A 14803-nucleotide genomic window follows, 5' to 3' on the forward strand; every position below is an offset into this window, starting at 1 on the left:
TCTGATATCTCTATTTTTTTACCGCACCTAATACATCCCTCACCAGTACCTGGTTTGCCTGATCTGTTGTGTCATTATAATAACCGGCTGTCATCACTATTTCCAGGTCCAGCGACGGTATCATGGCGATGATTTGGCCGCCGTTGCCTTCTGCCTGTACCATAGCTGCCTGTTGACCGGCGACTTGTTGTTGGGTGCACCAGAACTGGAAGCCGTAGCCCACGTTCTTTTCATCGGAATCAACGGTCCATTGTGTGGATTGGGCAATCCATGCGGCGGGGATCAGTTGTTTGCCTTGCCATTGTCCTTGTTGCATGTACAGGCGTCCTATGTGCGCCATGTCGATGGGGCGCATCCGCAGCCCTGAAGGCATCCAGTATATGCCGTCGGCCCGTGCACTCCAGAGAAATTGTGTGATGCCCAGCGGCAGGAAAAGGTAGCGGTCGGCGAAATCCCGTATACTCATACCCGTAGTTTTCTCAACGATTTGTCCGAGCAGGTGGGTGTTGCCGCCGCTGTAGTTGAAGAGGGTTCCGGGTTTCGCAGCGCTTTTACATTGCAATACAAAACCGGTAGGGTCTTGTGCTTCCAGCATTTGACGCTCGCTGTTAGTGGGATCGTCATAGGAAATACGTTCGTTCCATTTGAGTCCCGGGGTCATGGTCAGTAAATGCCGGATGGTGATATTGGCTTTATCGCCGGTAGCATACTGCCGATAGGCCGGGAAATAGTCGAAGATTTTATCATCGATACTTTTGATCTTCCCTTGTGCCAGCGCGATGCCAACGCAGGCGGATACGATGCTTTTAGTCACGCTGCGGCAGTCATGCAGGCTGTCGCGTGTATGTGGTATTTTCCCTACCGGCGTAGGGAAAACAGCATCTTCCCCGGCAAAGTATTGTTCGTAGATGAGTTTGTTTTTTCGAAGGATGATAAGGCTGTGGATATTGTATTTGCCGTTGCGGATCTGATTTTCCAGTGTGATGATTTGCTGTTTGTCTATATTGGCTTCATCGAAAGTGCCTGTTTCCTGGTCGGGTGTTTCGGGCACAGGCTTGTCATCATTGTTGTGGCAGGCGCAAAGGAAGAGGGCTAAGAGAAGAGGAATGGCGTTTCTCATAAAAATAGATTTTTCAGTGGTGAGATAAGCATGTCACCATACGACGGGGAGCAGCATACTTACCCCTATGAGAAACGGAGAATTATTACAAAGTTGCGGGTATGGAAGGTTTCATCACGGCCAGTCAACCTTTTGCCGCGGATGGAAGAATCCTTTGATGCAGTTGGGGTTTCTGATGCAGATCTGAATATTGGTTTTTTCGTAAAACCCTGCATCATGATAAAGCGCTTTGCCTTCAATAAATATTCCTCTTATAGAATCAAATGGTTCTGTATTACCCGTGATCTTATGTATATTCTCAATAACGGCACAGTCCAATTCTCTGATAACCTTGTCGACAGAAAAGGGATCTCCTACCGGATTACAATTGACCGGCATTTGCTTGCCAAATAATATGGTGGATTCCCTGAAGCTCTTATATGAGTCTTTTACCAGGTCAATCCATCTTTTGTCAGTCAAGTCAAGACAGTTATTCAAATCCAATATAGCGCCCAATACGGAAGGGACTTTAATTTTCTTCGATCGGTTGGGTGGGTTGGATGCAAAATCCAATGCTCTTTCATAGTTGTTTTGCCAAAAATAGAATCCGGAACCCAACCAGTCGTGTGTATTTGCACTCGCTTTAAGCATAGCGTTTCCAGAAACAACAGTGTCGCAAATTGACTTGTCACAACCATGAAAGCCAATAACCAGCCCAGGATTGGCTGTGTAAAGAAAATCAGTATTTGACATTAAAGGAACAATACAAATGGTGAATAGCAACTTCGTATACCTATTTCGAGGTATTACCTGGTTTTCGGGTAACAGGTGTGGATATTTTGTTTTTTTCATCTGGAGAGTCAACCAGGAGGTGCATAACACCCGCCTCTCTCAAAAACCTGGCAGCCGCTCTTTTAGAGGAAGTTACTTTTTTCCTTTGTGCCAGTAGTGCGTCTTTAATTTGTTGGTATTTTGCGTCGGTCATACCTCAAATATACCCCACATTTTCCCTTCCTTTTGTAAACCAATTGTTAATGAAATACAATGTGTTATAATGATAAAATAATTATCATTCAATATCGTCGCTAACCTGCTTACAGCCTTCGTTTCCTGGAAGTTCAACGCTTCAAATTTTTTTTGAGCCTTCATTTAGAAACGCTTTGAAACTAAATATCTTACATTTGATAGTATCATTTGATAGTATCATTTGATACTATCAAAACCGCAAACCTATGTCCCGTTACCCATCCATCCATCAGCTCACGAAAGAACGTGGTTGCCCGGAAGTGGTAGTTCGCTTTGCTGAAGCGCGTTGTGAAGAATATACGCCGCATGATGTGTTTGTAATGGACATCTGCCGTTGCGGCGATGAATATTTTATCGTGGAATGTGGTTGCATGAATTCCGCCGGCTTCTATGCGGCGGACATTGAAGCGATTGTTACCGCGGTATCCGCTTATTTCGCTGACAAAAAATAAAAAGCAGGCCGCCCAGCGGCCCGCCTGCGATATACTATGTTACGGGCTCAAGTTCATTTAGTTCATCTGTTGTAAAGACTTCCGATCTGATATAAAATCGCACACCCAGCGGGATTTCCAGCGAGAAACTGCTACCTCTTCCGGGTGTGACGTCCAGTATTAAACGGGTATGTTTCCAGTATTCGAACTGGTCGCGGTGCATGTAAAACCGGCAGCCCTCTACTTCTCCGAGACATACGTCACTGCTGCCGGTAATAAATTCACCTGCGCTAAAGCACATCGGCTGGCTCCCGTCGCAACAACCGCCACTCTGATGAAACATCAGCGGGCCGTGGCTGCGTTGTAGCGCATGGATCAGGGCGACAGCCTTTTCGGTGGCAATAACACGGGCTACGCTCATCATCGTATATTGTTACAGGTGGACATGATGACTGTTATCAAAAGAATCCCAGTTTGTTCTTGCTGTACGAGATCAGCATGTTTTTAGTCTGCCGGTAATGCCCCAGCATCATTTTATGGTTTTCCCTGCCAAATCCTGATTTTTTGTAGCCACCAAAAGGGGCATGGGCGGGGTAGGCATGGTAACAGTTCACCCATACGCGCCCTGCCTGAATGGCTCGCGGCACCTGGTACAGTTCATGCGCATCGCGGGTCCATACGCCGGCGCCGAGGCCATATAACGTATCGTTGGCGATGGCGATGGCTTCCTCGGTGGTCCGGAAAGTCGTTACGCAGCTTACCGGCCCGAATATTTCTTCCTGGAAAATGCGCATTTTGTTGTGGCCTTTAAAGAGGGTAGGCTGGATATAATAACCGTGTTCCAGCCCGCTGTTCTGATGAAAGGCTTCGCCGCCGCAGAGTACCTGTGCGCCTTCCTGTTTACCAATTTCGAGATAACTGAGGATCTTATTGTACTGGTCTTCGGATGCCTGCGCACCCATCATCACCGTGCCGTCCAGCGGGTTCCCCATTTTAATGGCTTTGGTGCGGCTGATGACTTTATCCATGAACTTGTCATAAATATTTTCGTGCACAAGGATACGGCTGGGACAGGTACATACTTCCCCCTGGTTGAGCGCGAACATCACTCCGCCTTCCACGGCTTTGTCAAAAAATTCATCGTCAGCATCAGCTACAGATTCGAAGAAGATATTAGGGCTTTTGCCGCCCAGTTCCATGGTGACCGGTATCAGGTTTTCTGAAGCGTACTGCATAATCAGCCGGCCGGTGGTTGTTTCGCCGGTGAAAGCAACTTTCTGTATGCGGGGGGAAGACGCCAGCGGTTTTCCTGCTTCAGGGCCAAAGCCGGTGACGATATTCAGTACGCCGGGAGGCAGCAGTTCACCGATCAGCTCCATCAGGCACATGATGCTGGTGGGCGTCTGTTCTGCGGGTTTTACTACCACACAGCAGCCGGCGGCCAGTGCCGGCGCTATTTTCCAGGCGGCCATCAGCAGGGGGAAGTTCCAGGGAATGATCTGGCCTACCACGCCGATAGGTTCGTGGATATTGATGCAGACCGTCGTTTCATCATGCTCGCTGATGCTTCCTTCTTCGCTGCGGATGACCCCGGCAAAATACCGGAAATGGTCCACTACCAGGGGGAGATCGGCTGCACGGGTTTCCCGGAGGGCTTTCCCGTTGTCGATGGTTTCGATGATGGCGAGGTATTCCAGGTTGTCTTCAATCACCTGCGCGATCTTTATCATCAGGTTACTGCGATAGGTGGGCGATGTTCTGCTCCAGCTCACAAATGCTTCGTGGGCGGCGTCAATGGCTTTCTCTACATCTTTTGCATTGCCCCGGGCGGCCTGCGTAAACGCTTTGCCGTCAACAGGTGATATATTGTCAAAATATTCACCGCTATCCGGTTTTACCCATTTTCCTCCTATATAGTGATCATACCGGGCTTTGAATTCGGGCCTTTGTGCCACGTGGGACGCCGGTGCGGCGGTGGTGGTATTTTTCATAACGGAACGATTTACGTGAAACAATAAGCTAATATGCTAAACCCGCCGGGGATGACGGGAAACTTTCGTACTTATCTATAGCACAATCGTACCTGTCTTTTCCGGCCGGGGAAAAATTTCAGTAAATTGTAGATAGTAAAATATGATGCTGATGCCTGCGAAGAAATATTTAAACCAGATCGATTTTACCCACCCTAAATTCCTGCAGCAACAGGTCGAGAACCGGCGTATCTATAACCTGAAAAACTGTGAGCTGAATATCTTCGAGAGCTATCAGCAGGCGTACCAGGTACCCTTGTCTTTCGGCGATTTTGTGATCACCAGCATGGTGCAGGGCAAGAAGATCATGCACCTGCCGGAACAGCCGGCGTTTGAATATGTTCCAGGCGAATCTGTGATTGTACCGGCCAATGAAACCATGACCATCGATTTCCCGGAAGCTACGCCAGATAATCCCACCCAGTGCATAGCCCTCACCGTGGACGATGCTTATATCCGTAATACCCTCCAATACCTGAACGAACACTATAACAGCGACCACGCGGAAAAAAGCGAGTGGCGCCTGCATTTCAGTAAATATCATTTTGATAATGACGCCGATGTGGCAGCTACTATTAATAAGCTGGTACGCATCTGCCACGGCTCCGACCTGGGGAAAGACATCTATGCAGACCTTAGCATGAAGGAGTTACTGGTACGGATTCTGCAAAGCCAGCATCTGCAGAGGATTTCAGATGAATATGCCGTCAGCAGCAATAACAGCCGTCTGCATTTTGTACTGCATTATATACAGGAACATCTGACGGAAAAAATAGCGGTAGACACGCTTTGTAAAAAAGCTTACCTCAGCCGCAATATCTTCTTTAAATGGTTTAAAGAGCAGTTTGGTATCACCCCACTTGAATACATTAACAGGGAAAGGATCAAACTGGCCAAACAAATGCTGGCCGACAACAGTAACAGCATCAGCCAGGTAAGCATGCGCTGCGGCTTCAACGATACCAACTATTTCGTACGGCTCTTCAAAAACGCGGAAGGCATTACCCCCGGTGCTTATCAGCTCATTTGCCGGAAATAAAACGGATTCCACTCCCTGCAATTAAAAATACTTTGTACTTTGTAGGCTACTGATACGTAGCATGTCATAACCCTATGCTTTTATAAAATGACGCAACACGACCGGACGATCTCCGCTGCTGAGCTGACAGCGGGCTTGCGTAACCACGACAAAGACCTTTTCCAGCAACTGTACCACACTTACAGCAGGGAACTCTATCTGCTGGCTTTCCGCTGGGTACAGGATGAAGGACTGGCGAAAGATATGGTACATAACCTCTTCGTATACCTGTGGGAGAAAGGCCACAGCCTTACGATCACGGGAGAGGTGCGCCATTACCTGTTCCGCGCCGTTACCAACCGCTGTATCAACGAACTGAAACGCCGCTCCCGCACCGTCAGCGAAGAACTGCTCCGCTTTGAATCAGATACCGCCTCCTTTTATGAGATCGCAGATTATATCGTGTTCCAGCAGGAATTGCTGAAACACCTGGCACCATTGCCGCCACGCTGCCGGGAGATTTTCGTGCTGAGCCGGGTACACGGTCTCGAACCCGCTGAAATAGCGGAGAAACTGGGAATTACGCTCAATACCGTCTACTACCAGCTGTCGGTGGCACTCAGTACCCTGCGAACAGCACTGCTCCCCAAAAAAAAGTTACGCTGACATCAAAGTTTATTATTTCCCAATTGTCATAATAGTATAGCGCCATGAAAAAAGAGGAAGTACCAGGATTTATCATAGCCTGTTTGTCTGAACCGGACAATGCAGCGAAACAGCAACAGTTGGAGGACTGGCTGCTGGAAGATGAAACCCATCCTGCTGTACTGGAAGAGTACCGCCGGTTGTGGCAGGCCGCTGCCCAACTGCCGGAAAGTGATTTTGATATGGCCACCGGCTGGGAAAACCTGCAACAAACCACTGTATTGCGCCAGCCGGCCATGATGACGATCTTCCGCCACCACTGGTGGAAAGCTGCAGCGGTGCTGTTACCCGTTATCCTGGTAGCCGCCTGGTGGGCCAGCCATTACGGTCAGCAGGGTGGGATGGTGACCTACATTGCGCAGGGTAGTCTGAAAGACAGCCTGCAGCTGCCAGACGGGTCCAAAGTATTTCTGCGGCCCGGCACCGTGCTGCGTTACCACAAAAGCTTCAAAAGCCGCGCTGTGGAACTGCAGAGCGGAGAAGCATTTTTTGAGATCGTGAAAAACGAGCAGCAGCGCTTTACCGTAACGGCCATCCACGCCGGCGTAGAAGTGCTGGGCACCTCTTTCAATATCAAAACGTCTACCGAATATACGGATGTGGCGGTATGGGACGGTAAAGTAAAACTCAACGCGGACAATGACCTGCCGGGAGTGATACTAACGCCGGCGACTATGGGAAAAGTAGATGCCTATACCGGCCAGGTCGAAAAACTGGCAGGCGCCTTTGAATACCGCTGCGGCTGGGCCAACAACGATGTGAGCTTCAGTAACCAGTCGCTCGGTACCGTGCTCAATACACTGTCGTCTATCCACCAGGTAAGGCTGCGGGCGGCGGATACGGCCATGCTCCAGGAAAATATCACGGTCAGATTTAAAAATATCACGTTAAACGAAGCGCTGGCGGTCATCAGGGAAATGCTTGACCTGAAAGTGGACCAGGTGTCTTCAGCTGAATATATACTCAGAAAAATGAAATAAGTTACCAGCATCACAGTCTCCTGATTCTCCGTTATCGGCTGTAGCAAACTACGCCGGGCCATCGGCCTGCGGCTTTGTTATGCCTGTAATTCACAGATGTCGCCTTATCCCGGGAAGGCGCAGGATGCTGTTGCCAGGGCTGAACCCCTGGGCTATTTATCAACTAAAATCAATGCATTGCATGAAAACACTCAAGTTTTGCTGCACGGTCATACTGATCGTATTCACCTGTGCCTATGCAGCTGCACAAAATAGTGCATCCGTACTGTCGAAGCGGGTGTCGCTGGAGGTGACGGAAAAGCCCGTCCCTGAAATACTGGGCCTCATCGAAAAACAGCTTTCCATTTCCTTCGCTTATCCCAACGAAATAGTGAACGGAAGGGGTAGTTTCTCCTTTAAAGAAAAAAGTATCCCGCTGGAAAATGTGCTGAAAGTGCTGTTTCCCGCTGGTAGCTTCCAGATCAAAGCCATGGGCAACCATGTGGTGATCAAACAACTGAATAAACCGCAAGGCGCAATAATACAGCTTAAGGGCCGTGTGCTCGATAAACAGACCGGTGAAGCATTGCCCGGCGCAGTCATCACCGCCCGGGAAACCAACCAGTCCGTCGTATCTGCTGAAGATGGTTCTTTTACGTTGCCTGTCCCGCAGGGAAGTACCTACAGCGTGGCCTTCATTGGTTACGAGACTACTGCTGCGACAGCTACCACTGCCAAAGCCGCCGATATACAGCTGCCCCGCCGTATCTCCGAAATGAACACCGTAGTGGTTACTGCCCTGGGCATTGGGCGGCAGCAGCGATCTCTCGGTTACGCCTATACGGACCTGAAAGGCGAAGAGTTTACCAAAGCAAGGGAAAACAACCCCATCGCATCGCTGAGCGGCAAAGTGGCTGGCCTGGATGTGAGTATGACTAACAGCGGTGTAGGCGCCTCCGTGAAGGTAACGCTGCGCGGCGTGAAAGTTGTAGGCGGCGATAACCAGCCCCTCTATGTGATAGACGGTGTGCCGATCAATAACTCATCACCCGGACAGGCCGATAAATATGGCGGATACGATCTCGGTGATGGCACCAGCATCATCAACCCGGATGAAATTGCGACCATGTCGGTACTGAAAGGCGGCGCTGCCACTGCCTTGTACGGCAGCAGAGCCTCCAACGGCGTGATCCTCATCACCACCAAAAAAGGCGGCAACAAAGGACTGGAAGTGGAAGTCACCTCCAACGCAGTGTTGGAAAAGTTGCATAACAGCTACGACTTCCAGGAAGAATATGGTATGGGACGTACCGGATCACTGCCCCGTGATGCAGCGACCGCGCGTACTTACTCCCAGTCCAGCTGGGGGCCCCGCTTCAACCCTGACAGCCTAACCTGGCTGTGGAACGGCAAAAAAATGCCTTACGTAAAAGCCGCTAACCCCATTGACAAATTCTTCCGCGAAGGCCTTACACTGTCTAACTCTGTGGCGCTGGCCACCGGTAACGATAAAAGCCAGCTGCGCTTTACCTACACCAACCTGCACAACAAGGATATTGTGCCCACCAGTGGACTGGACCGCCATAACTTTGCGCTGAGAGGGAATTCCCAGCTGACGAGCAAACTGAGCATCGACGCCAAGGTGGCTTATCTCAGCGAAAAAGTGAACAACCGCCCGGCGTTGTCTGACAACCCCAATAACGTAGGGTATGTGCTGAGCGGCATCGCTCCCAATATCTCCATCGACTGGCTGAAAGAATACAAAGATCCCGTTACCGGCAATTATATCGACTGGAACAACGACCAGTACCAGGTAAATCCCTACTGGGCGCTCAACGAGCAACCCAATAACAGCAAACAGGACAGGCTGACGGGTTTTGCCTTGCTCAAATATCAGCTGACACCGTACCTGGCCATTCAGGGCCGCACCGGCACCGACTATTCGAAATTCAGCTTTCGGGAGTTCATCGAAATTTCCTCACCCTTTAATACCTCCGGTGGTATCAATATGAAAGACCGCACGCTCCGTGAAACCAACTCCGAGCTGTTGCTCACCTTCAGTAAACAGGTGAAGGACTTCCAGATTGGCGCTAACCTCGGAACGAACCGCATGGATTATGAAGAAACTGTACTCAATACTACCGGCCGGGATATCAGTGCCAGGGGCATAAAAAGCATCAATAACTTCCAGACAAGACTAAGCAATGAGCTCATCAACCGCAAACGGATCAACTCCGTATATGCCGCGGTAAGCCTGTCGTATAAAAATTATCTGTACCTCGATGTTACCGGCAGAAATGACTGGTCATCTACACTGGCGGCAGGTAATAACTCCTTCTTTTATCCTTCTGTTTCCACCAGCTTCGTTTTCTCCGAGCTGCTGCCTCAGAACGAACTGCTGAACTTCGGGAAAGTGCGCTTCTCTATGGCGCAGACCGGCGCGGACGCCGTTGATCCCTATCAGCTAAGACTGGCGTATGCCGCTAATCCGGACATCCCCGCTGTCGGCGGTTATTCCATCGGCGGCGTGGCGGTGGACAGGGTTCCTTTCGAAGCCCTGAAACCCAGTATCAGCAAGTCATACGAGGCTGGCCTCAATTTGGTGATGCTGAAGAACAAGGTTAACCTGGACGTGACCTTTTATCAGTCCAACACCCGCAACCAGGTGTTGAATGCACCTATTTCCTCCTCCAGCGGCTATACTTCCGCCGTCATTAATTCCGGTAACGTTCAGAACAAAGGTGTGGAAGTAGCGTTGGGCCTGAAGCCTGTCACTACCAAAAACTTCAGCTGGGACATGCATCTTACCTGGGCGCGCAATGTCAACAAGATCCTGGAACTGAGTCCGATGGTGTCCGGCTTCTATACCCAGGCATCCGCCCGCTGGGCCAATGCTTCCATTGTGGCACAGGAGGGAGAGGAATATGGCATCATCGTGGGCCGCAGGTTCCTGCGGGATAGCCAGGGCAACATGATACTTGATGACAAGCTGCTTCCGCGCTACGATGCGGCCGATTCCCGCATCGGCGGCGGCCAGTACAAATGGATCGGCGGCCTTAACAACCGTTTCGCCTATAAAAATTTCACCCTGTCGGTGCTACTGGATGTTAAACAGGGTGGCAACATCTTCTCTATGACCAACCTGCGGGCATATGCTACCGGTCGTCATAAGGGAACGCTCGATGGCCGCGAAGGCTGGGCCCAGTCTGAAAAAGAAAGGGTGGCAGCCGGTGTGGAACCTGCCAACTGGAAGCCTACCGGCGGCATTGCCGTGTCTGGTGTGCAGGAAGACGGCGTGGATGGCAGCGGCAATGTAAAATACAAACAGGTGTCTGGCTTTGCGAATCCGCAGGTGTATTGGGACCGCATCACCAGTAACATACCGGAGGCATTTATTTACGACGCCTCTTTCGTGAAAATCCGCCAGATCACATTGGATTACCGGCTTCCGCAGCGTGTGTTGCGTAAAACGATGATCCGCGATGTGACCTTATCGCTGGTGGCACGCAATCCTTTTATCCTGAGCAAACATGTGCCCAATATCGACCCGCAGTCGAGCTACAACAACAGCAACGGACAAGGGTTTGAATACGGATCGCTGCCTACCCGCCGCTCCTATGGTATTAACCTGTATGCAAAATTCTAAATCGATGAAGATGAAAAGATTTTTTCTGCCGATAATCACCGTATTGCTGCTGGGCAGTTGTACGAAAGATTTTAAAACCATCAACGAAGACCCTACCAAAGGAACAGCGATTGCGCCCGGGCAGCAGCTGGCAGGCGCCGCTTATTTCCTCTCCGGCGGCAGGGAAGCCGGCTACCCTAATTTACACCTCTTTCAACCCATGGTGCAATATGTGGGCGGCGCCTACAGCCAGCGCGCCGGTGGTAAGTTTGTACGGGCAGACTTTGTGACAGAACGGGTATGGGAGATATTCTACAACCGCAGCCTCAAACAATTACAGGATATGCTGTATCATGCGCAGAAAACGCCGGAGCATGTCAACTATGTTGCCGCGGGCCGTATCCTGAAGGTGTATATTTTTTCCATCCTGACCGACACCTATGGCGATGTACCTTATTTTGAAGCAGGACTGGCCTTCTATAATAAGATCTACACACCGAAATACGATAAACAGGAAGATATTTACAACGACCTGTTTAAAGAGCTGGATGAAGCAGTGAAGCAGTTCGACGACAGTAAAACCAAAATACAGAACGATATCGTTTACCAGGGCAACCCTGAAAAATGGAAGAAGCTGGCCAATTCCCTTCGCCTGAGGCTGGGAATGCGCCTTACCAGGATAAACGAAACAAAAGCCAGACAAGAGGTATTGGCAGCCCTGGCAGCCGGCACTTTTACCAGCGCGGAGGATAACTTTAAGATGATCCATGAAGACTTCGCTTTTCCGGACCTCCGGGCAAACGGCTATGCACAGGCGCTGCGGGAAGAATCGGGCTTTAACTACGTGCACGGCACAACTACTTTCGTCAATTATCTGAAGGCTGAAAAAGACCCGCGCCTGGCGTCTTTCTTCATCAACCGGGATGGCAGTGGTAAAGATATTACCCACCTGACCAACTACCTGCCTATCGTACCCGGTTTATACTGGTATGATGACTGGGCCGATTTCAAAGCAGCCGATGGTACCAATGTTCCGCATGGCAACAAATACTGTAAAATCAATACGCCGTTTTTTCAGCAGCAATCTCCTTTCCTGCACCTCGGATTTGCGGAAGTGGAATTCCTGAAGGCGGAAGCCGCCGCCAGGGGCTGGTCCGGCGCCGATGCCAATCAGCACTATCAGCAGGGTATCCGTGCGGCCATGAAACAGCTGGAGCTGTATCCCGGCATGACGCCGGTGGGCGCCCAACAGGTGACCGACTTCGTCAACGCACATACGCTGACGGCCGGTAAGGAGCTGGAGCAGATCAATATGCAGAAATGGGTGGCGCTGTTCCCGAACGGTTATGAAGCCTACGCCAATATGCGCCGCACCGGTTTCCCGGTAACACAGCCGGTGAAAGACCCCCAGGGAGAATCCGTGACCGGCAGAGTGATGCCCCGCAGGTTGTTTTATCCGGCCTCAGAGATATTCAACAATACCCAAAATTATCAGGAAGCCATAGACAGGCTGGGTGGGGAAAACGACTGGCTGAAGAGAGTATGGTGGGACAAATAACGCTTATGACACAATAAAAGGACGTCTCCCGGAGACGTCCTTTTTTATTTTTTATCAGCCGTGAGTTTCTGTTGATAGGCGGCTTTGAGTTCCGCGAGCTGTTTATCATAATCTTCTCTGCCTGCAAAAGCCGACGGATTGTACGGGTCGCCGTCTTTATGTTTTTTATGCAGATCAAACTGACTGGCATGTGCCGCCAGCCACAGGTCGAAGTTAACTTTAGGCATGGTGTCCAGCGTGTAGGCATAGTCTTTCATGATGCCCGGGTAAGCTTTTACGTCAGCAAACTTCCTGTCGATAATGATGGTGGGCATATTGGCCAACAGCACCTTGTAAGCGCGGTTGTCATCTTTTACGTCGAAGATAAAGCTGCAGGAGCCCATGGTATGCCCCGGATGATGCAGCATCACCAGCTGCATGTCTCCCAGGCGGATGGTATCCTTATCCCGCAATACCCGGTCTACTTTCACCGGCCGGAAGGTGCTGCCATATTTCCCCATTTCATAGTCTGTTTTTCCGCCCGATTGGCAAACGCTCGCATCGCCGGCATCCACCATGAACCGGGCGCCCGTTTGTTCCTTTATGGCGGCCATCGCGCCCATGTGATCATAGTGGGCCTGCATGGTCAGCAATATTTTGATGTCCCGGAACCGGAATCCCAGCGCTTCGATATTTTTCCTGATTGTTTTCTCCGACGCGGCCAGACCGGTATTGATCAGGATATTCCCGGCAGTGGTGGTGATCAGGTAACTGGTAAGATCGTAGGTACCTACATAGTAAAGGTTCCCGGCAATACGGAAAGGCTTTTGCGGCCGGCTCCACTCGGGGTTTACCCGCGTAGGTTCTTTTACCTGCTGCGCATAGGCAGCGCTGAGCATGCAAAGCCCTGTCATCAATAAAAACAGGTTTCTTACAAACTGATGTTGCATAGATGGATTGGGTTATGGGAATTGAATGTCAAAAGTAACCGTTAATACTCACCCCGGAAAATCTTTCATGTTTTTTCTGAAGATTTTTCCGGACTCCTTGCTGTCTGTCGCCGCCCAGTTGGCCATGGCCCAAAGTACGTCCCGCAGCGCCCTGCCGGATTTGGTAAGACTATAGGTGACGTGCGGCGGCACTACCGGTTCCGCCTTGCGGTTCACCAATCCATCTGTTTCCAGCTGCTTCAGCTGCTGGATCAATACCTTCTCTGTAATGGCGGATACGGCTCTCCTCAGTTCCCCGTAACGTTTAGGTCCGGATAACAACTGAAATAAAATAATCGGTTTCCAATAGCCGCCGATTTTTTCCATTACATAGGTAACAGGGCATTGCTGGTATGCCTGCTGTTTGTTGGCCTGTATTACAGAGCTTTCTTTAATTGTTGTCATGGTACATACTTTAGGGTAAGTACTAGTAAAAAAGTATGTACAAATATACCTTTGTTGTCACAAATAAAAAACAACGACTATGAAAATTACGATCATTGGATCATTAGGAAATGTAAGCAGGCAGTTGGCCGCTACTTTGATAAGCCAGGGCCATCAGGTGACTATTATCACACAGGATGCCCATAAAACAGGACAAATAGCCGCCATGGGCGCTAAAGCTGCGGTCGGCTCCGTAACTGACAGCGCATTTTTAGCAACCGCCTTTACCGGTGCTGATGCCGTATATACGATGATTCCTCCGCTGGCTGCTGCCACCAACTATTATGAGGAAGTGGCCGCCATCGCCACCGGTTACCGGGAGGCGTTAACCGCCGCGGGGGTGAAATACGTGGTGAATCTGAGCAGCATCGGTGCGGAACAACCTGTCGGTAATGGTTTGTCCGGCGCTTTTTACAAGGTGGAAGATATCCTGAATCAGTTGCCCGACACGCATATCGTACATCTGCGCGCCGGTATGTTTTATACCAATTTTTACGGAAATCTGGAGATGATCTTACAACAGCAGATCGTTGGAAATAACTTCCCGGGAGATATCCCGCTGGGACTGGTGCATCCGCATGATATTGCAGATGCCGCCGCGGCGCTGCTGGCGGCGCCGGCATTTACCGGTAAGTCTTTCCGGTATATCACCAGCGATGAGAAAACCGGCGCTGAAATAGCCATGGTTTTCAGCCAGCTGACAGGACAGCCTGTTTCATGGGCGCCTTTCCCCGACGAGGCCTTACAGCAAGGCGCCATGCAGAACGGATTTTCTGCCCATATGGCTTCGCTGCTGATGCAGGTAGGCGCCAGCATCCGGGAAGGCCGGCTGTTTGCGGCGTATGAAAAAAACAAGGTGATCACCGGCAGGAGAAAGTTTGATGCTTTTGCCGGGGAGATGATGAATGCGGTGGTGAATAGCTGATAATGAAAGACAGGG

At 50.3% G+C, this 14803-nt stretch carries 13 protein-coding genes; 7 read left to right on the forward strand and 6 right to left on the reverse strand.

What is annotated here, in order from left to right; genetic code table 11:
- Window positions 1–10: 10 nt before the first annotated feature.
- Entirely contained in the window at window positions 11–1120 is a 1110-nt protein-coding gene (locus B5D63_RS02055; RefSeq protein ID WP_078667109.1) for a serine hydrolase domain-containing protein, read from the reverse strand.
- A 114-nt stretch (window positions 1121–1234) separates the two neighbouring features.
- Window positions 1235–1852, reverse strand: a complete 618-nt coding sequence (locus B5D63_RS02060; protein ID WP_078668499.1) for a hypothetical protein — start codon at window positions 1850–1852, stop codon at window positions 1235–1237.
- A gap of 479 nt (window positions 1853–2331) precedes the next feature.
- Here B5D63_RS02060 and B5D63_RS02070 point away from each other — a divergent pair, with 479 nt between their 5' ends.
- Complete coding sequence (locus B5D63_RS02070) at window positions 2332–2577, forward strand: ATP-grasp domain-containing protein (protein ID WP_078667111.1); 246 nt, start codon at window positions 2332–2334, stop codon at window positions 2575–2577.
- Window positions 2578–2611: 34 nt separating this feature from the next.
- Here the strand turns inward: B5D63_RS02070 and B5D63_RS02075 are convergent, their stop codons facing one another.
- Complete coding sequence (locus tag B5D63_RS02075; protein ID WP_235021441.1) at window positions 2612–2980, reverse strand: DUF779 domain-containing protein; 369 nt, start codon at window positions 2978–2980, stop codon at window positions 2612–2614.
- 34 nt (window positions 2981–3014) lie between these two features.
- Complete coding sequence (locus B5D63_RS02080; protein WP_078667113.1) at window positions 3015–4547, reverse strand: aldehyde dehydrogenase family protein; 1533 nt, start codon at window positions 4545–4547, stop codon at window positions 3015–3017.
- Window positions 4548–4698: 151 nt separating this feature from the next.
- Here B5D63_RS02080 and B5D63_RS02085 point away from each other — a divergent pair, with 151 nt between their 5' ends.
- From B5D63_RS02085 to B5D63_RS02105, 5 genes are all read left to right on the forward strand, one after another.
- The gene (locus B5D63_RS02085) at window positions 4699–5625 is read left to right on the forward strand and encodes an AraC family transcriptional regulator (protein WP_078668500.1); all 927 of its coding nucleotides are present in this window, start codon (window positions 4699–4701) and stop codon (window positions 5623–5625) included.
- 87 nt (window positions 5626–5712) lie between these two features.
- Entirely contained in the window at window positions 5713–6270 is a 558-nt protein-coding gene (locus B5D63_RS02090) for an RNA polymerase sigma-70 factor (RefSeq protein WP_078667114.1), read from the forward strand.
- Window positions 6271–6314: 44 nt separating this feature from the next.
- Window positions 6315–7289 carry a FecR family protein gene (locus tag B5D63_RS02095; protein WP_078667115.1) on the forward strand — a complete coding sequence of 325 codons (975 nt, stop codon included), beginning with the start codon at window positions 6315–6317 and terminating at the stop codon, window positions 7287–7289.
- A 181-nt stretch (window positions 7290–7470) separates the two neighbouring features.
- The gene (locus tag B5D63_RS02100; RefSeq protein WP_159455864.1) at window positions 7471–10914 is read left to right on the forward strand and encodes a SusC/RagA family TonB-linked outer membrane protein; all 3444 of its coding nucleotides are present in this window, start codon (window positions 7471–7473) and stop codon (window positions 10912–10914) included.
- Window positions 10915–10924: 10 nt separating this feature from the next.
- Entirely contained in the window at window positions 10925–12451 is a 1527-nt protein-coding gene (locus B5D63_RS02105) for a SusD/RagB family nutrient-binding outer membrane lipoprotein (RefSeq protein ID WP_159455865.1), read from the forward strand.
- A 44-nt stretch (window positions 12452–12495) separates the two neighbouring features.
- Here the strand turns inward: B5D63_RS02105 and bla are convergent, their stop codons facing one another.
- Window positions 12496–13380 (reverse strand): subclass B3 metallo-beta-lactamase, encoded by an 885-nt coding sequence (gene bla / locus B5D63_RS02110; protein WP_078667118.1) that lies wholly within the window; start codon window positions 13378–13380, stop codon window positions 12496–12498.
- A 48-nt stretch (window positions 13381–13428) separates the two neighbouring features.
- Window positions 13429–13824, reverse strand: coding sequence for a winged helix-turn-helix transcriptional regulator (locus B5D63_RS02115; protein ID WP_078667119.1), 396 nt, complete (start codon window positions 13822–13824; stop codon window positions 13429–13431).
- 79 nt (window positions 13825–13903) lie between these two features.
- On the opposite strand from B5D63_RS02115, the gene B5D63_RS02120 reads away from it, so the two are divergent.
- Window positions 13904–14788, forward strand: coding sequence for an NmrA family NAD(P)-binding protein (locus B5D63_RS02120; protein WP_078667120.1), 885 nt, complete (start codon window positions 13904–13906; stop codon window positions 14786–14788).
- Window positions 14789–14803 lie beyond the last annotated feature (15 nt).

The sequence above is a fragment of the Chitinophaga eiseniae genome, assembly GCF_900167135.1.
GTDB lineage: Bacteria > Bacteroidota > Bacteroidia > Chitinophagales > Chitinophagaceae > Chitinophaga > Chitinophaga eiseniae.

Excerpts from the sequence above, each read along its gene's own strand:
- B5D63_RS02115 (WP_078667119.1), bottom strand. The coding sequence starts at position 13,824 with ATGACAACAATTAAAGAAAGCTCTGTAATACAGGCCAACAAACAGCAG.
- B5D63_RS02085 (WP_078668500.1), top strand. The coding sequence starts at position 4,699 with ATGCCTGCGAAGAAATATTTAAACCAGATCGATTTTACCCACCCTAAA.
- B5D63_RS02120 (WP_078667120.1), top strand. The coding sequence starts at position 13,904 with ATGAAAATTACGATCATTGGATCATTAGGAAATGTAAGCAGGCAGTTG.
- B5D63_RS02055 (WP_078667109.1), bottom strand. The coding sequence starts at position 1,120 with ATGAGAAACGCCATTCCTCTTCTCTTAGCCCTCTTCCTTTGCGCCTGC.
- B5D63_RS02060 (WP_078668499.1), bottom strand. The coding sequence starts at position 1,852 with ATGTCAAATACTGATTTTCTTTACACAGCCAATCCTGGGCTGGTTATT.
- B5D63_RS02090 (WP_078667114.1), top strand. The coding sequence starts at position 5,713 with ATGACGCAACACGACCGGACGATCTCCGCTGCTGAGCTGACAGCGGGC.
- B5D63_RS02095 (WP_078667115.1), top strand. The coding sequence starts at position 6,315 with ATGAAAAAAGAGGAAGTACCAGGATTTATCATAGCCTGTTTGTCTGAA.
- B5D63_RS02080 (WP_078667113.1), bottom strand. The coding sequence starts at position 4,547 with ATGAAAAATACCACCACCGCCGCACCGGCGTCCCACGTGGCACAAAGG.
- bla (WP_078667118.1), bottom strand. The coding sequence starts at position 13,380 with ATGCAACATCAGTTTGTAAGAAACCTGTTTTTATTGATGACAGGGCTT.
- B5D63_RS02100 (WP_159455864.1), top strand. The coding sequence starts at position 7,471 with ATGAAAACACTCAAGTTTTGCTGCACGGTCATACTGATCGTATTCACC.
- B5D63_RS02070 (WP_078667111.1), top strand. The coding sequence starts at position 2,332 with ATGTCCCGTTACCCATCCATCCATCAGCTCACGAAAGAACGTGGTTGC.
- B5D63_RS02105 (WP_159455865.1), top strand. The coding sequence starts at position 10,925 with ATGAAAAGATTTTTTCTGCCGATAATCACCGTATTGCTGCTGGGCAGT.
- B5D63_RS02075 (WP_235021441.1), bottom strand. The coding sequence starts at position 2,980 with ATGATGAGCGTAGCCCGTGTTATTGCCACCGAAAAGGCTGTCGCCCTG.